This window comes from Geodermatophilus amargosae (genome assembly GCF_900116515.1).
GTDB classification, from domain to species: domain Bacteria; phylum Actinomycetota; class Actinomycetes; order Mycobacteriales; family Geodermatophilaceae; genus Geodermatophilus; species Geodermatophilus amargosae.
Map to the genome: position 1 here is coordinate 319,352 of NZ_FPBA01000003.1, position 17,590 is coordinate 336,941.

The 17,590-nt window shown below is 74.3% G+C and carries 13 protein-coding genes and 1 pseudogene; 5 read left to right on the top strand and 9 right to left on the bottom strand.

The window, feature by feature from the left end:
* Positions 1–119: 119 nt before the first annotated feature.
* The gene (locus BM414_RS06785; RefSeq protein ID WP_093578775.1) at positions 120–2,873 is read right to left on the bottom strand and encodes a winged helix-turn-helix domain-containing protein; all 2,754 of its coding nucleotides are present in this window, start codon (positions 2,871–2,873) and stop codon (positions 120–122) included.
* A 238-nt stretch (positions 2,874–3,111) separates the two neighbouring features.
* Here BM414_RS06785 and BM414_RS06790 point away from each other — a divergent pair, with 238 nt between their 5' ends.
* Positions 3,112–3,606, top strand: coding sequence for a hypothetical protein (locus BM414_RS06790; protein ID WP_139245727.1), 495 nt, complete (start codon positions 3,112–3,114; stop codon positions 3,604–3,606).
* 15 nt (positions 3,607–3,621) lie between these two features.
* Here the strand turns inward: BM414_RS06790 and BM414_RS06795 are convergent.
* The 4 genes and pseudogenes from BM414_RS06795 to BM414_RS06815 form a co-directional block, all read right to left on the bottom strand.
* Positions 3,622–4,065: pseudogene (locus BM414_RS06795) on the bottom strand (LysR substrate-binding domain-containing protein); the annotation flags it as partial.
* Between the two features lie 279 nt (positions 4,066–4,344).
* Positions 4,345–5,229, bottom strand: coding sequence for a glycerophosphodiester phosphodiesterase (locus tag BM414_RS06805; protein ID WP_217644581.1), 885 nt, complete (start codon positions 5,227–5,229; stop codon positions 4,345–4,347).
* 276 nt (positions 5,230–5,505) lie between these two features.
* Positions 5,506–6,024: a hemerythrin domain-containing protein gene (locus tag BM414_RS06810; RefSeq protein WP_175551455.1), complete on the bottom strand. Its 519-nt coding sequence runs from the start codon at positions 6,022–6,024 to the stop codon at positions 5,506–5,508.
* A 132-nt stretch (positions 6,025–6,156) separates the two neighbouring features.
* Positions 6,157–6,987, bottom strand: coding sequence for an oxidoreductase (locus BM414_RS06815; RefSeq protein ID WP_093578658.1), 831 nt, complete (start codon positions 6,985–6,987; stop codon positions 6,157–6,159).
* Positions 6,988–7,290: 303 nt separating this feature from the next.
* On the opposite strand from BM414_RS06815, the gene BM414_RS06820 reads away from it, so the two are divergent.
* Complete coding sequence (locus BM414_RS06820; RefSeq protein WP_093578659.1) at positions 7,291–8,688, top strand: glucose-6-phosphate dehydrogenase; 1,398 nt, start codon at positions 7,291–7,293, stop codon at positions 8,686–8,688.
* A gap of 274 nt (positions 8,689–8,962) precedes the next feature.
* Here the strand turns inward: BM414_RS06820 and BM414_RS06830 are convergent, their stop codons facing one another.
* Positions 8,963–10,309: an aminotransferase class V-fold PLP-dependent enzyme gene (locus BM414_RS06830; RefSeq protein ID WP_175551456.1), complete on the bottom strand. Its 1,347-nt coding sequence runs from the start codon at positions 10,307–10,309 to the stop codon at positions 8,963–8,965.
* 308 nt (positions 10,310–10,617) lie between these two features.
* On the opposite strand from BM414_RS06830, the gene BM414_RS06835 reads away from it, so the two are divergent.
* The 3 genes from BM414_RS06835 (at position 10,618) to BM414_RS06845 (ending at position 13,913) form a co-directional block, all read left to right on the top strand.
* Positions 10,618–11,589, top strand: a complete 972-nt coding sequence (locus tag BM414_RS06835) for a quinone oxidoreductase family protein (RefSeq protein WP_093578661.1) — start codon at positions 10,618–10,620, stop codon at positions 11,587–11,589.
* A gap of 177 nt (positions 11,590–11,766) precedes the next feature.
* The gene (locus BM414_RS06840; protein WP_093578662.1) at positions 11,767–12,435 is read left to right on the top strand and encodes a hypothetical protein; all 669 of its coding nucleotides are present in this window, start codon (positions 11,767–11,769) and stop codon (positions 12,433–12,435) included.
* Positions 12,432–13,913, top strand: coding sequence for a glycosyltransferase family 2 protein (locus BM414_RS06845; protein ID WP_093578663.1), 1,482 nt, complete (start codon positions 12,432–12,434; stop codon positions 13,911–13,913). The genes BM414_RS06840 and BM414_RS06845 overlap by 4 nt, the downstream gene beginning before the upstream one ends.
* A gap of 51 nt (positions 13,914–13,964) precedes the next feature.
* On the opposite strand, the gene BM414_RS06850 is transcribed toward BM414_RS06845, so the two are convergent.
* The 3 genes from BM414_RS06850 to BM414_RS06860 are packed head-to-tail and all read right to left on the bottom strand — an operon-like array spanning position 13,965 to position 17,375.
* Complete coding sequence (locus BM414_RS06850; RefSeq protein ID WP_139245728.1) at positions 13,965–14,924, bottom strand: VWA domain-containing protein; 960 nt, start codon at positions 14,922–14,924, stop codon at positions 13,965–13,967.
* 31 nt (positions 14,925–14,955) lie between these two features.
* Positions 14,956–15,993, bottom strand: a complete 1,038-nt coding sequence (locus BM414_RS06855; RefSeq protein ID WP_245784539.1) for a DUF58 domain-containing protein — start codon at positions 15,991–15,993, stop codon at positions 14,956–14,958.
* Positions 15,990–17,375, bottom strand: a complete 1,386-nt coding sequence (locus BM414_RS06860; RefSeq protein WP_245784540.1) for an AAA family ATPase — start codon at positions 17,373–17,375, stop codon at positions 15,990–15,992. The genes BM414_RS06855 and BM414_RS06860 overlap by 4 nt, the downstream gene beginning before the upstream one ends.
* Positions 17,376–17,590 lie beyond the last annotated feature (215 nt).

A 17,590-nucleotide genomic window follows, 5' to 3' on the forward strand; every position in this document is an offset into this window, starting at 1 on the left:
CCCCTCTCGGCTGATGCGAGCGACCGTAGGAGCGGACGTGGTGAGCCCGGATCACCACGTGTGGTGAGCGACGTGGTGATCTCGACGGGGTCGGGCCCGGCGCGCGACCGGGCGAGGTCCTAGCGCTCGGGGACGCCGCGGCCCCGGTGCCCGCGGCCGCGGACCGAGGACGTGAGGTCGAGCTCCTCGGCTCGGCGCACCGCTGCCCGCCGGTTGTTCACGGCGAGCTTCGCGTAGATGTTCTTGGTGTGCGTGCGCACGGTGTTCAGCGACACCACGAGCTCGCGGGCGATGTCGGGCCCGGCCAGATCGGTGGCGAGCAGCCGGAGGACGTCCAGTTCGCGGGTGCTCAGCGGGTCGACCAGGCCTCGCTGGAGGCGCACACGGCCGTCGGCACCGTCGAAGGCGGCCAACAGGCGCCGGACACGGTCTCCACCGGGTCCCCGCTCCAGGGCCGCCCTCAGCAGGGCAGCCATGGGTGGGCCCTCGTCCACGAAGACCCGGACGTGGCCCTCGGGCTCGGCGAGCGCCAGTGCGCGGTGGAGCGAGGCGATCGCGGCGGGCAGGTCGCCGCGGACCTGCGACGCCAGTGCCTGGACGGCCAGGCCGTCGATGAGACTGCCGGTCCTCGACCCGTCGTCCGCCGCTGCGAGGAGGCGCCCCAGGAGGCCGGTCGCCTGGTCGATCGTGCGCTCGTCCCGCTCGTCCGTGTACCTGCCCACCAGCGCCCGAGCCAGGGTGAGGTGCTCGAACTCGTGCAGGTAGCTGAGCTCGTCGTCGGAGGAGAGCCCTCGGTCCCGGGTCCACCCGAGCGCTTCGGCCCACCGTCCCTGCCGGATCCGGACGCGGGCCCGCAGTGCCGCCACCGGGCGGACGTCCGGGGAGAAGTCCCCGACGTACAGGCGCTCGGCCTCGTCGAGCAGACCGACAGCCGCGTCCCGATCGCCTTCGGCCGCGCGGATCCGTGCCATCGCGACCCGCCAGCGGTAGCGGTTCTGCGGCAGCCCGGCGTGCTCGCCCAGTTCCCGGCTGACCAGGAGGTGCCGGAGGGCGCCGTCGAGGTCGTTCCTCTCGTACAGCACCGCGCTCAGGCCCACGTGCATGTCCGCCGCGCCCCTGAGCGGAGGATCGACACGCCCGGCGAGCTCCAGTCCCTCCTCGAGAGCGCTCGTGGCCGCTCGCAGACGGCCCTGTGCGATCGCGATGTCGGCCAGCACCAGGGCGCCCCCGAGCGCGTCGGAGTGGTGTCCGGCCTTCACCAGACTCGCCGTGGCATCGGCGTACCACCGGCGTGCGGTGTCGAGGTGACCACCGGTCCAGTACGCCAGTCCCAGGAGCGCCGCCGGCGCGCCTCGCGCGAGGTGGTCGTCCTCGACGGCGAGGTCCAGTGCCCGCCGGGCGTGCGTCATGGTGGCGGCCACGTCGCCGAGGACCAGGGCTCGTCCGGCGCGGTACACGGCGATCGAACCCGGCAGCGCGCGGTAGCCGGCCTGGTCGACGACGACCATGTCGGCGGACGGTTCCCCGGCGTCCCGGGCGGCGTCCAGCCACCGCTCCGCGGCGTCCAGGCGCTGCTGTACGCCCTCGAGCTCACCCCTGGCCATCAGGGACCCGACGTACCCGATGGTGAGCACCGGCCTGCACCGGAGGAGTTCCTCGGGCAGGGCCTCGAGCCAGCGCCGCAGCGTGGCCTCCTGTCGCGCTCGGCGCATGGCCGGGAGGGCGAGCTCGACGAGTGAAGCCGCCCGCTCGAAGTCCTCGGCGTCCAGCGCGTGCTGGACCGCCTCGGCGGGCTCGCTGTTGTGCTCCCACCACTCGCTCGCCCGGCGGTGCAGCTCGTGGAGGCGCTCGGGTTCCTCGTCCACCAGGCGCGCACGCAGCACGTCGGCGAACAGGTGGTGGTAGCGGTACCACTGGCGGCGGTCGTCCAGCCGGACGAGGAAGAGATTGGCCCGGTCGAGGGCCTCGAGGGTGGCCCTGCCGCCGTCCTGGCCGGTGACGGCCTCGCACAGTCCGCCGCTGAGTCGGCTCAGGACGGACGTCCGCAGCAGGAAGGTCCGGACCTGCTCGGACTGCCGCTGCAGGACCTCCTCCGCCAGGTAGTCGACGATGTAGCGGTCGTCTCCGGCGAAGCCCTCGATGAAGCCGGCAGCGTCGTGCCGGCCCTGCAGGGAGAGAGCCGCCAGCTGGAGCGCCGCGATCCATCCCTCGGTGCGTTGCTCCAGCGTGGCGACGTCCTCGGACGTCAGCTCCAGCCCCATCCCGTGCTCCAGGTACGCCGCGACCTCGTCGCGGGTGAAGCGCAGATCGGCGACCCGCACCTCGACGAGGTCCCCGCGGGCCCGTAACCGGGCCAGCGGGAGCGAGGGGTCGGCCCTGGTGGCGATCACCAGGTGGACCCGTGGGGGCAGGTGCTCGAGCAGGAACGCCATCCCGTCCTGGACGTCGCGCGCCTCGAGGAGGTGGTAGTCGTCGAGCACCAGGACGACGTCGTGCGCGAGGCCGGCGAGGTCGTTGAGCAGGCTGGACAGGACCGCTTCCGTCGACGACTGCGCCGACTGCAGGAGAGCCAGCGCGCCGGCCCCCACCGCGGGCTCCGCGGCCTGCAGCGCGGTCACGACGTACGTCCAGAACAGCGCCGGGTCGCTGTCGCGCCGGTCGACCGAGAGCCACGCCACCGACCGTCCCTCGGCCGGGACGGTGGACAGCCACTCCGCCAGCAGCGTCGTCTTCCCGAACCCAGCCGGGGCCGACACCAGCGTCAGCGCCGACTCGGCTCCACGACTCAGGCGTTCGCTCAGCCTCGGACGGGGCAGGAGGCCGCGTCGTCCCGCGGGGACGTGGAACTTGGTCTCGAGCAGCGGGCCAGCCATGTCCACCTCGTCGGTCCACCTCGTCGGGGAGGACCGGCTCGCGCCGCCGGTACTCGGGGTCGCTGCCGGCGGCACGGGGGTGGGCTCCGGGACGATCGTGTCAGCCGGGACCGCTCCGTGTCGACGGCCCCCACGATCGCGCGACAGCTCACCCGCTCCGGCGGCCCGGAGGTCCTCGGCGTCTCGACCTCCCGTCGTCCAGCGCGTGCTGTCGCAGGTCGTGCGGCAGGCTGGCCGGGTGAGCGAGGCGGAGCTGCGCGGCCTGGTCGGATGGCGCGTGCAGGACGCCACGTCCGGGGCCCGCGCGGGACGGGTGCTCGGCGTCGTGCTGCACGCCGTCTCCGCCGTGGTCACCCTGGGCGCGGACGCTGCCGGTGGTGCCCGCCGCCCGAGCTGGACGGTGCCCGCGGACCCGGCCGCCTACCTGGACCTGGGTGTCGTCCGGCTGCACTGGCCGGCATCCGCCCCGGGCGAGGTGGTGGCGGCCTCACGGGAGGGCGTCTGGGCGGTCGCGGCGGGACGCCCGCCCCGGGCGCTGCCGGTCCGGTCCTGGCGGGTGGTCCGCGCCGTGCCGGGCACCGGCTCGCGGCGGCCGCGCCAGGCAGCTGCGCCGTGGCAGCTGGAGGTCACCGACGGCACCGGCACCGGGTCGCTCACCGGCGCCTGGCTCGCGCTCGCCTGGATCGGCTCCCTGGCCGGCTGGCCCGAGCCGGCCGGCGGCGACCGGCCCTGATCGTCCGGGACGGGGTCAGAGGCGGAGCGCCGTCCGCACGAGGTCGGCGACCGCCCGGGAACGGCTGTGCGGCGGCCAGGCGATCACGGTGGTGACCGGCGGCGCGTCCGCGACGGGGACGGCGACCACGTCGTCGTGCAGCTGCGCCCGGACCGAGTCGGGCGCCACCATGATGGTCCTGCCGAGGGAGACCAGCTGCAGGAGCTGCGTGGAGCTGTGCACCTCGGGGCCGGGGCCGGCCGGGTAGGCGCCGTCGGGGCCGGGCCAGCGGGGTGCGGGCAGATCCGGTACGTCGGCCAGGTCGTGCACGGACAGCTCCCCGCGGGTGCCCAGCGGGTGGCCGGCCGGCAGCACCGCCACCTGCCCCTCGGTGACGAGCTCCTCGACGTCGAGTCCGCGCGTCTCGTCGTACGGCCGGTGGAGGATCGCCACGTCGGCGCGGCCGGTGCGCAGCAGCCGTTCCTGCTCACCGGGACCGCGTCCTTGTCAACTGCGCCTGTCCGGGCTACGTCGCGACCGACCTGAACGGCTTTCGCGGCGTGCGCACCCCGGCCGAGGGCGCTGCGACCCCCATCCGCCTGGCCACCCTGCCCGACGGCGGACCCACGGGCGGGTCCTTCGAGGACGCCGGCATCGTGCCCTGGTAGGGACACGGCACGACCCGGCCGGGTTCCCCTCTCGTGGTGCCCGGGCCCGGCCGGGCTCCTGCAGCCGTCGTGCACCCGTCGCCGACGACTGTCAGCCCGTGCGCGTCGAGGGCCGCGGTCCGTCCCGTCCCAGGAGGTGCATCAGCACCGCGGCCTCGTCCGTGATGATCGCGTCGACCCCCAGGGACAGCGCGAAGTGCATGTCGCGTGGGCGGTTGACCACCCACACGTGGACCTGCAGGCCGGCCCGGTGCAGCCGTCCGACCAGGCCCGGGTCCTGGCGCAACAACGCGAGCGACGGACCGACGGCGGTGCCGGCCGGGGGGACGGTCCGTGTCCGCGTCCGCGGCAGGATCTGGCGGACGAGGTGCACCGTGGGGAGATCCGGCGCCAGGACTCGGACCCGCCGCAGTGCCGTCGGGGAGAAGCTCATGACCCGGACCGCCGGACGCCCGGACCACTCGAGCGGACGCCCACCGGCGAGCAGCCCGAACCGCCTGAGGCTCGTGATCAGGGCCGCCTCGACCTGACCGGCGTGGCGGGTCGGGTGCTTGGTCTCGATCGCCAGCCGCACGCGCCCGGGCGAGGCCGTCACGTACTCCAGCAACCGGTCCAGGGTGAGCACCCGCCCGGCGTCCTCGTCGGGCTCGTCGTCGTCCTCCTCGACCGCGGGTCGCGGCGGCCGACCCCGGATCCCGGCGCCCCGTGGTCGCCGGCGGACGACGCGGTGCTGCTCCAGCTCGGCGAGGTCCAGCGCCGACACCACACCGCGGCCCGTGGACGTCCGGTTGATGCGGCGGTCGTGCACGCACACGAGGACGCCGTCGCGGGTCATGCGGACGTCGCACTCCACGGCGTCCGCCCCCAGGGTCAGCGCCTGCTGGTAGGCCGCGAGAGTGTGCTCGGGGGCCTCCGCCGAGACGCCGCGGTGGGCCACGACCTCGATCTCGGACGGTGCGCGCGGCAGCAGGCTCACGACGTCCCCGCCGCGACCGCACGGAGCCGGGTACGGGGCACACGGTATCCTCGAACGGTCCGAGCACCGGGCGCGAGCACCGGGTCACTGTCGTCCGGCCCCAGGACTCCCGTCCTGCCGCCGCTGGCACCGGCGACTACCCGGCGTCCGCCCGGCGACACGTGCGCCGGTCGCCCGGGACGTGCCCGGACCCCCGGCGCACCACCGCGAACTCCTGAGCGTTGACGACCACGTGTCCGGCCGAACACCTGGTCGCCTGGGAGAGGAGCGGCGAGCTCACAGGGACGGGTCGCCCTCCGGCACCTCGGTCGCGACCACCTCGGCCACCTCGGCGTCCTCGCCGGACAGCCCGTCGGCCTGCTCGTGCTCGTCGTGGAACGCCAGCCAGCGCATCCCGAGGGCTTCGCGCTGCTCGTCGTCGACGGCCTCCTTGAACGGAGGGAAGAAGTCCGTCTCCTCCTCGCTCATGTGGTCGGCGTTGACCTGCCGCACGGTGCGCACCGCCTCCCACCAGTCCTCGCTGCCGACCTCGTGCTCCTCGACGGCGGCCGCGGCGTGCCGGATCTCGTTGTGGTCGTGCACGCCCTCCGCCGTCTCCTCCTCGCCGTCCGCCTCCTGGGCGAGCAGCGGGTAGAACAGCTGCTCCTCGGCGACGGCGTGCACCTCCAGCCTGGCGTGCAGCGCCTCCCACGCAGCGGCGAGCTCCTGGCCGGACAGGTCCTCGAGCGCCGCGAACTCCCGCCGGAAGACCTCGTGCTCGGCCAGGACGAGGACGGTGATCTCGAAGTCGGACACGCCGGACACCTACCCGTACCGAGGGGAGGTAGGCAGAGGGAGCAGGGCCGGCGCTCGACCACTCGCCGGCGACGTCTCCGGCCACGGCCAAGGGGCCGCCGCGACCACGCCCAGACGCTCGAGCCCCGGGGATCAGTCCTGGAAGTCGGTGCTGACGCTCAGCTGTTCCCACTCGTCGGCCTCGGCGAGGGCCGTGCGGAGCACCTGCCGGTAGCTGGTCAGGGCGTCGCTGCCCAGCAGCAGCACCGCCGGCGGATCGGCGGACTCCACGGCGGTGAGGACGGCCCGGCCGGCCCGCGCCGGGTCGCCCGGCTGGGTCCCGTGCGTGGCGTCGTGTTCCTTGCGGCGCCTGCCCGCCGTCTCGGCGTAGTCGTCGATCGCGTTCCGGGACTGGGTCAGCGAGCGACCGGAGAAGTCCGTGCGGAACCCGCCGGGCACGACGACCGTCACCGAGATGCCCAGCGGACGCAGCTCGCTGCGCAGGGAGCCGGACATCCCCTCGAGTGCCGCCTTCGCCGCCGCGTAGTAGCCCGATCCCGGCGGGGTGACGTGCGCCCCGATCGACGAGACGTTGACGATCGCCCCCGCCCGGCGCGCCCGCATCCCGGGCAGGACCGCCTTGATCATGGTCACCGACCCGGAGAAGTGGGTCTCGAACAACGCACGGACGTCGGCGTCCTCGCCTTCCTCGACCGCGGCGCGGTAGCCATACCCCGCGTTGTTGACCAGGACGTCGACGGCGTCGAAGCGTTCCTCGGCCTGTCGGGAGACGGCTGCCGCCCGCGCCGGGTCGGTGACGTCCAGCGCCGCGCCCAGCACGCGGTCCGGCGCCAGCTCCACGAGGTCGGCGACCGTGCCTTCGTCGCGCGCCGTGACCACGGCGTGGTGGCCGGCCCCGATGACCGCCTCGGCGAGGGCTCGACCGAGCCCGGTCGAGCAGCCGGTGATGAGCCAGGTGGGCATGCTGTTCCTCTCCGAGGGTGGTCCTGTCCGGGCTGCCGGGGCCCGCACGGGCGACCGCGACCGCTCCCGGTCTGCCGGCACGTTCCCCAGCCGGGAACGGTCCCAACCACACGGGGCAGCCGCCGGCGGGCGGTCCACCGCGCTCCGGCCGCCCCGCGCAGAGGGCTCCCCTGCCGCGTGGGCGCCCGTCGCGGGGCTCGGGGAGGATGGTCGGGCCATGGTCACCGCCCCGCCGTCCCCGCGACCGGACCCGTGGCCCGGACGCAGCCGACTCCCCGCCGTTCCCGTCCCCCGGGAGCACCGGTGATCGACCGGTTGCTCCTGCTCGGTGCCACGGGCGACCTCGCCGGGCGGTTCCTGCTGCCGGCGCTCGCCCGGCTGTCGGCCGACGGCCGGATGCCCGACGGCCTGCAGGTCGTGGGCGGCGCCGCGCAGGACTGGGACGACCGGACGTTCCGCTCGCACGTGGCCACCCGGTTGCGCGAGCACGCCGGGGACGTTCCGGCCACGGTGCGGGACGCCCTGGTCGGCCGCCTGCGGTACCGGGCGGTCGACCCCGCAGCGGCCGGCACCGTCGCCGCCGCGGCACGGGCATTCGACGACGACGATGCCGCTGACCGCGCGGCGGTGGCCGTCTACCTGGCCCTGCCCCCGGCGGTGTTCCCCGCGATGCTGGGCGCTCTGGGCGACGCGGACCTGCCGGCCGGCAGCCGCATCGCGGTGGAGAAGCCGTTCGGCACCGACCTGGCTAGCGCGGCGGCCCTGAACGGCCTGCTCACCCGCGTGACCGGCGGCGTCGAGGAGGCTGCGTTCCGCGTCGACCACTTCCTCGGGATGCCCACGGTGCAGGCGCTGCTGGACCTGCGCGCGCCCGGCCGCCCACTGGCACCCGTCTGGGACAGCGCCGCCATCGCGGAGGTCGAGGTGCTGTGGGAGGAGACGCTGGGGCTCGAGGGCCGGGCGGACTTCTACGACCGGACCGGTGCCGTCAGGGACGTGATGCAGAACCACATGCTCCAGGTCCTGACCCTCGTCGCGATGGAGCTGCCGGCTCGGCAGACCGAGGGCGACCTGCACGCGGCCAAGCTGGAGCTGTTGCGGTCGGTCCGCGTGCTCTCCGCCGCGGAGATCCCCGCCCGGAGCCGACGGGCGCGCTACACCGCCGGGACGCTGAGCGGGACGGGCGCCACCGGCGGTCGGACCGTGCCCGGGTACACCGACGAGGACGGCGTCGACCCCGCTCGCGGCACCGAGACCTACGCCGAGGTGCTCCTGGAGCTGGACACCCCGCGGTGGACCGGCACCCGGTTCGTGCTGCGCACCGGGAAGGCACTCGGAACGCCCCGCAAGGGAATCGCCCTCCACTTCCGCACCGCCGCGCCGGCGTGCGACCCGTGCGACGCCGAGCGGGGAGCGGCCGACCGGTCGTGGATCGAGCTGGACGCGCCGGAGGAGGGCCGGCCGCCCGGTGCGCAGGTGGCAGCCCCGGGCGAGCGCACCGCCTACGGCCAGGTCCTGACCGACCTCCTGTCCGGCGGGACCCGGCTCTCGGTGAGCGGCGAGGAGGCCGAGCAGGCCTGGCGGATCGTCGATCCGGTCCTGCAGGCGTGGGCGCAGGACGCCGTGCCGCTGCTGGAGTACCCCGCCGGCGGGGCCGGCCCTCCCCTGCTCGGGGGGACCGTCGGCTCGAGGCGGGAGTGAGCCCTCCGGCGACCCTCACCACCTGGTCTCGGGGGCCTGCCCGTACAGGACTGCCTCGTGCGCCGTCCGCTGTCGGCCCGTGGAGCCCTTGCGTGCCGGTGGCGCGCAAGCCTCGGGCGCGTGCGAGCCGTGCGGATCGCCCTCGTCGGCGGCCCCCGAGGTCCTCGACGTCGTCGACCTGCCCGATCCCGTCCCGGGTGACGGCCAGCAGCTGCACGAGGTGAGCGCGGCCGGCGTCGACTCTCCCGACACGCACCACCGCCGGTCCGCGCAGTCAGGTCACGACGGGCGCTGATCGGTCATCGGAGCACGCCGGGCTCGGGCGTCGTCCCGGCAGGGGACCGGCGATGCCGCGCAGGGCTTCTCCGAGCACGGCGACGTCGGCCAGCGGGGTGGCCGAGCTGCAGCTGACGCGCACTGCTCCCGGGAGCCTGTCGTGGAGGTCCGCCCGGGCGTCCTCGTGGAACTGCTCCACCTCGCTCCGGGTGAGTGCGAGCAGACGGCCGATGTAGGGGTGCGCGCAGAAACACCCACTGCGTACTCCGATGCCGTGCTCCCGGGCCAACCTGGCAGCGACCTCCCCGTGGTGCACACCGTCGATGACGAAGGCGGCCACGGGAAGCCGGTCGCCGGACGTGGGCCCCAGGCGACGCAGCCCGGGAACGGTGGCGAGTTCGTCGTCCAACGCACGGACGAGTGCCTCCTCCTGGATCCGGTTCCGCTCGCGACCGGCGCGCAGCTCCTCGGCGGCCGCGGCGAGCGCCACGACGCCGACGACGTTGGGCGAGCCCGCATCGTCCCGGTCGGGCGTGTCGGCCCAGACGACCTCCTCGTACGAGACCGCCTTCACCGACCCACCCCCGACGAGGAAGGGTTCACCGTCGGCGAGCAGCCGTCGTCCCAGTACCAGGCCTCCCGCGCCGAAGGGCGCGAACATCTTGTGACCGGACCAGGCGAGCACGTCGATCCCGAGCGCCGCCATCTCCACCTGCCGGTGCGGCACCAGCTGCGCCCCGTCGACCACCACCAGCACACCGCGGTCACGGGCCGCCGCTGCGAGTGCGGCGAGGTCGGGCAGCCAGCCGGTGACGTTGGACGCCCCGGACACCGCCAACACGCGTGGCGTGGGTCGCTCGTCGAGGGCGGCGACCACCGCGGCGACGTCGAAGGTCCCCGACTGATCGACGTCGACGACCCGCAACCGTGCGTGACGCCGCCAGGGAAGCAGGTTGGCATGGTGCTCGACCGCGGTGGTGACGACGACGTCGTCCCGGGTCAGACCCAACCGGAAGGCGATCAGGTTGAGGCCTTCGGTGGTGTTCCTCGGGAACAGGGCGACGTGCGTCGCAGGATCGGCTCCGACGAACCGGACGAGGGTCTCGCGAGCCTGCTCGTAGCGGGCGCTGGAGACCTGCGACTTCGCCCCGGCTCCCCGGTGGACGCTGGAGTACCACGGCAGGAACTCCTCCACGGCACGGACGACCGCCTCCGACGCCGACGTGGTGGCCGCGGCGTCGAGGTCCACGTAGCGACGTGGCTCGCCGGCGACCGGGACGTGCAGGTCGGCGCCGACGAGGTGATCCCGACGAGGGAGAGTTCCTGTTCCGGACGAGGACGTCATCGCCATCAGGCTCCAGTCATGACCCCGTTGAGCACGGGCGACCGCTCGGAAGCCGCCCGTGTTCGTCCCGACGACGGTCGACGACCGCGCACGATCGGGCCTTCGTCCCAAGGGAGGCTCGACGTGCGGTCGCAGATACGTCCGCGTCGCCGATCGGTGACCATTCGCCACGACACGGGCTCCGGCCTGCCGGCGCCGGTCACCCGGATGAAGGCGTACCGACGTGCGTCGCACCGCGCACGTCGCCGGCACGGCGAAGCCGGGCGCCGCCGGGGTCCTCACCTCCCCCGGGACCTAGCCTGACGGGCATGCGAGCCGTGCAGATCACCCGCTTCGGCGGCCCCGAGGTCCTCGACGTCGTCGACCTCCCCGACCCCGTCCCCGGCGACGGCCAGCAGCTCTACGAGGTGAGCGCTGCCGGCGTCAACTTCGCCGACACCCACCAGACCGAGGACAGCTACCTGGCGCCTCAGCAGCTGCCGCTGGTCCCGGGCGCGGAGTTCGTCGGTCGCCCCGCCGGCGGTGGCGAGCGCGTCGTCGGCCTGGTCGAGGGCGGTGGCTACGCCGAGAAGGTCGCCGGCAACCCGCGGCTGACCTGGCCGGTGCCCGACGCCGTCACCGACGAGCAGGCCCTCGCCGTCGTCCTGCAGGGGGCGACCGCCTGGCACCTGCTGCGCACCAGCGCGCACCTCGCCGCGGGCGAGTCGGTCGTCGTCATCGCCGGCGCCGGCGGGGTCGGCTCGCTCGCCGTCCAGCTGGCCAAGCGGTGGGGCGCCGGGCGGGTCATCGCCACCGCCTCCAGCGCGGAGAAGCGGACGCTGGCCGAGGAGCTCGGCGCCGACGCCACCGTCGACCCCGCTGTGGCCGACGACGACCCGAAGACGTTCGCCGCGGCGCTGCGGGAGGCCAACGGCGGCAAGCGGGTCGACGTCGTCCTGGAGATGACCGGCGGCAACGTCTTCGACGGGTCGTTCTCCGCCCTGGCGCCCTTCGGCCGGCTGGTGGCCTACGGCATGGCCGGCCGCCGCCCGCCGAAGCCGGTGCAGGCGCCGGCGCTCATGGGCACCAGCCGCGCGGTCATCGGGTTCTGGCTGGCCCACTGCATGGGCCGCCCGTCGATGATGGACGACGCCATGACCGAGCTGCTGCCGCTCGTGGCCGACGGCGCGCTGAAGCCGGTCGGCGGCGGCCGCTACCCGCTGAGCGCCGTCCGCGAGGCGCACCAGGACATCCTGTCCCGCCGCACCACCGGCAAGCTCGTCCTCGATCCCACCCGCTAGTCAGCGGGCGTCTCCGCCCGGACGGTTCGCTCTCTCCGGGCGGTGGCGCCTGTCCCCCCGAGGGGTCACGACCCCTACTGCTCCCCGCGCCCCGCTCGTAGCGTCATCCGTGACCACTGCTGGGGGTGTGCAACGGCGCCCGGTCCCGGCGATCACCGATCGCTCCCTGGGGGGACCGTGCCCCGACCCACACCCCGATCCCGCGCGGCCACGATCGCCGTCGGCGCTGCGCTGCTCGCCGGCCTGACCGGCTGCGACTGGCCTGACGTGAGCATGAGCCCCGGCGTGTCCGCCGCAGCAGCGGAGAGCGCCGCCGAGAGCGCCGTCACCGACGAGACGCCGGCGGCCGAGACCGCGACCGACGGGAGCACGGCCACGGAGGCTGCCGCGGCCACGACCGAGGCGACCCGCCCGGCGGGCGACCTGGACAGCGGCTCGCTCACCCGCACCCTGGCGGCCGGCGACCGCACCGTCGTCATCGACTACTGGACCGCCGACCGGGCGTCCGCCTGGACCGCTGCCGACGACAAGACGATCCAGCTCGCCGCACACGTCGAGGGCGGCGACGCCGACACCGAGGTGCTGGTCACCCGGTTCGCCGCCACGACCGACGACGGGACCACCCGCACCCTCGCTGCCGAGGACCGCGGGGAGTTCGCGCTCACCCCGCCGTTCAGCTACACCACCGCCCTCAGTCTGCCGGGGACGGCGTCCACGGCCACGTCGCTCACCGTCTCGGTGCAGTTCGACCTGCTCGTCGAGACCGAGCCGGGCTCGGAGCGCTACTTCCGCCAGACCGTGCTCGACGCCCTCGAGCTGCCGCTCCTGCAGGAGGACCCCTCATGACCCAGCTCGTCGTGCACGGCAACCGACGGTCGTCCGACCGCGCGCACCTGTTGGCCCGCGGTGGCCAGCAGGTCCCCGACATCAGCTCGCTGGTGCCCGCCGAGTTCGGCGGCACGGAGGCGCAGGAGCAGCAGCGTCACGCCACCATCAGCTGCGTCATCCCGGCGTACAACGAGGAGTCGACGATCGCCGACGTCCTCGTCTCGCTGCTCTCGCAGACCCGGCCCCCGGACGTCGTGCACGTCGTCATCAACAACACCGACGACGACACCCCGGAGATCGCCGGGCAGTTCGTCGGTGAGCACACCCGTGTCGTCAAGGGCGAGACGTACCGCACCGTCGTCCACGTCCACGACATCGGCGAGAACCCCGACAAGAAGGTCGGCGCGCTCAACTACGGCTACTTCGTCAGCCGCGGCCACGACTACATCCTGGGTGTCGACGGCGACACCACCCTCGACCGGCGCTGCGTCGAGTGGCTGGAGAAGGAGATGGTCACCGACCCGCGCATCGGCGGGCTGTCGGCGATCTACACGTTCGACAAGTCGAAGGTCCACGGCGCCATGGCCAAGTTCCTCGTCGCCGGCCAGCGTGCACAGTTCGCCGGCTTCAACATGGACAACCTGGTTCGCGGCCGGAACATGGCCGTGCTCGGCGGCCAGTGCAGCCTGTTCAGCGTCCGCGCGCTCGAGTCGGTCATGTACCGCCACCACCAGTCCGCGCCGTGGGTGCGCGACTCGGAGGTCGAGGACTCCAAGCTCTCGCTGCAGATCAAGGACGCCGGATTCAGCACCAAGATCAGCGCACGGGCCCGGGCCTTCGTCGGCCCCATGACCACGCTGCGCGCGCTGCACGGCCAGCAGGTGAAGTGGAACTTCGGCGGCATCGACCTGCTGTGGCCGGGCCAGCGCGGTGACAGCAAGGGCCAGCCGCTGCACCCGAACCTGCGGCTGCGCTGGTACGAGAACATCTCGATGGTCTTCAACATCGGCGCGCGCATGGGCTTCCTGCTGCTGCTCGCGGCGGCGCTGTCGATCGACGCGTTCGTGTTCAACCCGGTCTGGCTCATCCCGCCGGCCGTGGCCACGCTGCTCAACCTGCGCATCGCCCTGTCGATGCACGACAAGAGCGCCGTCGACATCGTCTACGCCACGCTCGTGGCGCCGGCGGAGCTCTACATGTGGGTCCGGATGGGTCACTTCGTCACCGCATGGGTGCAGTTCTTCGCCCGTGTCGAGAAGGACAACTGGGCGGCCCAGGCCGCGGCCGAGCGGGGTCGCGGATCGGCGTACGTGATGCCGGCGGTGTGCGCGGCGGCGACCTTCGTCGTCCTGATCTTCGCCTGGAGCCAACAGAGCATCGGCGTCCAGTCGGCCATCCTGTCGATCGGCTGGCCGGTGCTCTACCTGCTCACCGTGCTGCAGACGGTCTTCATGCTGAAGAAGCTGGTGCGCCGCCAGCGCGGCTTCACGGTCTGAGCCGGACGCGGTGGGCCCGGGACCGTGCCGGTCCCGGGCCCACCGCGTCGTTCAGAACAGGCGTTGCAGTCGCCAGGCGGCGAGTCCGAGCCCGAGCGCCAGCAGCAGCGTGGCCACCCGGACGAACCAGTAGGAGACGTCCTGCGGCTCGGTCGTGTAGCCGATCTGGCTGCCCAGGTCGTCGTAGACGGCCTCGAGCTCGGCGCGGGTGCGGGCCTCGTTGTACTGGCCGCCGGTCTCGTCGGCGATCTGCCGCAGCGCGTCGCGGTCGATCGGCACCGGCGTCACCTCGCCGCCGATCTCGATCGAGCCGTAGTCGGTGCCGAACGCGATCGTCGACACCGGCACCCCGGCCCCCTGCGCCGCGGCGATGGCCTGGGTGTTCTCCCGGCCCACGGTGTTGTAGCCGTCGGAGAGCAGCAGGATCCGCGCCGGCGGCAGCTGCTCCTCGTCCTCCACGTCGAGCGTGGACTGGAACGTGGTGATGGTGGTCAACGAGGTGAAGATCGCCTCGCCGATCGCTGTCGCCTCCGACAGCTCCAGGTTCTGGATCGCGCCGCGCACCTGCTCGCGGTCGGTGGTCGGTGCCACGAGCGTCGCGGCGGTGCCCGAGAACGACACCAGCCCCAGGTTGATCCGCTCCGGGAGGATGTCGACGAAGTCGGCGGCGGCGTCCTTCATCGCCTCGAACCGGCTGGGCTCGATGTCCTCGGCCTGCATCGACAGCGAGACGTCCAGCGCGAGGACGACGGTGGCGGTCTCCCGCGGCACCCGGACCTCCGTGCTCGGCTGCGCCAGCGACAGCACCAGCCCCAGCAGCGCGGCCAGCGTCAGGCCGAACGCGACGTGCCGCACCCAGCCGGCCCGCTTGGGCAGCAGGCTCTGCGCCAGCCCGGTCTGGGAGAACCGCGCCGCGTAGACCCGGCGGCGCATCTGGCGGACCACGTAGAGGACCGCCAGCGCGACGACGGGGACGAGCGCGATCAGCCACAGCGGTGACTGGAAACTCACGGGCGGGCCTCTCTCGTACTGCGGGGGGTGCTCACCGGGACGCCCCGCCGCTGCCGGCGCGCCGGCGGTCGGCGACGAACCGGACGACGTCCATCACCCAGTCCCGGTCGGTGCGCAGCTGCAGGTGCCCGGCGCCGGCGCGGCGCAGGCCGGCGGCGATGGCCTGCCGCTGCTCGGCCGCGGCCTCGGCGAAGCGGGCGCGGAACCGCGGGTCACCGGTGGGCACCTCGAGGGTCTGACCCGACTCCGGGTCGACGACGGTCAGCGGGCCGACGTCGGGCAGGTCCAGCTCGCGCGGGTCGACCACCTCGATGCCGAGCAGCTCGTGGCGGGCGCCCAGGCCGCGCAGCGGCCGCTCCCAGTCGGTGTCGCCGAGGAAGTCCGACACGACGACGACCAGCCCGCGGCGGCGCGGCGGGCGGCGCAGCGTCTCCAGCGCGGCGGCGAGGTCGCCGCGGCGCCCGGTCGCGGCCCGCGGCGTGGCGACGACGGCGCGCAGCAGCCGGTCGGCGGCCAGCCGCCCGGGCTTCGCCGGGTAGCGGTCGACACGCTCGCCGGTGGTGACGACGGCGCCGAGCCGGTTGCCGCCGCGCACGGTGAGGTGGCTGACGGCGGCCAGCCCGGCGATCGCGAGGTCGCGCTTGTCGCACAGGCCGGTGCCGAAGTCGAGGCTCGCTGACAGGTCGACCACCGCCCAGGTCTCCAGCTCGCGGTCGGCGATCGTCTCGCGGACGTGCGGCACCTGGGTGCGCGCGGTCACCGGCCAGTCCATGCGCCGGACGTCGTCGCCGGGGTGGTAGGTCCGGGAGTCGCCGGCCTCGCTGCCCGAGCCGGGCACCAGGCCGAGGTGGTCGCCCTGCAGCAGCCCGTCGAGCCGCCGCCGGACGGTGAGCTCGAGCCGCTGCAGCAGGACGTCGGCCGGCCCCTCGCCGAAGTGCGGCGGATCCGCGTCGGCGTCCCCGACCGTCGGAGTGGGGAGTGCCGGAGCCGCCGGTGCGCCGGCGTCCGGCTCGTCCGCGGGCGGGGCCGGGTCCGCCCCCGCCCGTGCCCGGCCGCGCCGCAGGATCACGCCTGCGGGTTCCCCGGGCCGTGCCCGTTGCCGCCGGGACCGATCTGGCCCTGCGGAGCCTGGCCGCTGGGGACCTGGCCGTTCGGGACCTGTCCGTTCGGGACCTGTCCGTGGGGAGCCTGGCCGTGGGGAGCCTGGCCGTGGGGAGCCTGGCCGTGGGGAGCCCGGCCGTTGGGGAGCTGCCCGTTGCCCGGCTGGCCGGCGGGAGGCTGCGGAACGGGCGGGAAGCCCTGGCCGTAGGGACCCTGCGGGCCGCCCTGCGGCGGGCCGAACTGCGGCACCCCCGGCGGCGGGACCTGCGGGCCGCCCGGGCCGGCCGGGCCGAAGCCGCCGGAGCGCTGCCGCGGGGTGACCTGGGGCAGCGGCACGGTCTGCAGGATCCGCTTGACGACGTGGTCGGCCGGCACGCCGTCGGCCAGCGCGTCGTAGGAGAGCACGAGGCGGTGCCGGAGGACGTCGGTGGTGACGTCGAGGACGTCCTGCGGCAGCACGTAGTCGCGGCCGCGCACCAGCGCCAGCGCACGGCCGGCCGCGATGAGGCCGAGCGAGGCGCGGGGGCTCGCGCCGTAGGACACCCACGAGGCGACGTCGTCCATGCCGTGCTCGCGCGGCTGCCGGGTGGCGACGACCAGCCGGACCACGTAGTCGACGAGCGCGTGGTGCACGAACACCTGCGAGGCGGTGCGCTGCATGCGGCGCAGGTCGTCGGGCCCGAGGATCGTCTCGGCCACCGGGGGGTTGGCGCCCATCCGGTAGATGATCTCGCGCTCCTCCTCCGGCGTCGGGTAGTCCACGAGCACCTTCATGAGGAAGCGGTCGCGCTGGGCCTCCGGCAGCGGGTAGACGCCCTCGGACTCGATCGGGTTCTGCGTGGCCAGCACGAGGAACGGGTCGGGCAGCTTGTGGGTGACGCCGCCGATCGACACCTGCCGCTCGGCCATGACCTCCAGCAGCGCCGACTGCACCTTCGCCGGCGCGCGGTTGATCTCGTCGGTGAGGACGAAGTTGGCGAACACCGGGCCGAGCTCGGTGTCGAAGGCGTCCTGCCCGGCCTTGTAGATGCGGGTGCCGAGGATGTCGGCGGGCACGAGGTCGGGGGTGAACTGCAGGCGGGCGAACTTGCCGCCCACGACCCTGGCCAGGGTCTCGACCGCCAGCGTCTTCGCGACGCCGGGCACGCCCTCGAGCAGGACGTGGCCGCGGGCCAGCAGGGCGACCAGCATCCGCTCGACGAGCCGGTCCTGGCCGACGATGACCCGCTTGATCTCGAACAGTGCGCGTTCCAGCCGCGCGGCGTCCACCGAGGGCGGGACCGGCGCGCCGGCGCCCACGGCGCTGGCGCCGGCGGGCTTCTCGAGCGGGGTGCTGGCGGCGGTGGTCACAGGGCTCCCTGTCGTGCCGGTCCTCGGCCCCCGGCCGCGTCACGGCAGCGACACGGGGGGCCGGCGACGGGGCTCCTCGCCCGTCCCGTCCGCCAGTGTCCTACACGGAGCTGGCAGTCCGTCCGTCGTGCGCGCGGGCACGCCGGAGGCCCCGGCCCTGCCCGGTGGCGCGACGCGCCGGGCGACGCGCCGGGCGTCCGCGGACGCGCGAACGT

Excerpts from the sequence above, each read along its gene's own strand:
- BM414_RS06785 (WP_093578775.1), bottom strand. The coding sequence starts at position 2,873 with ATGGCTGGCCCGCTGCTCGAGACCAAGTTCCACGTCCCCGCGGGACGA.
- BM414_RS06815 (WP_093578658.1), bottom strand. The coding sequence starts at position 6,987 with ATGCCCACCTGGCTCATCACCGGCTGCTCGACCGGGCTCGGTCGAGCC.
- BM414_RS06830 (WP_175551456.1), bottom strand. The coding sequence starts at position 10,309 with ATGACGTCCTCGTCCGGAACAGGAACTCTCCCTCGTCGGGATCACCTC.
- BM414_RS06835 (WP_093578661.1), top strand. The coding sequence starts at position 10,618 with ATGCGAGCCGTGCAGATCACCCGCTTCGGCGGCCCCGAGGTCCTCGAC.
- BM414_RS06845 (WP_093578663.1), top strand. The coding sequence starts at position 12,432 with ATGACCCAGCTCGTCGTGCACGGCAACCGACGGTCGTCCGACCGCGCG.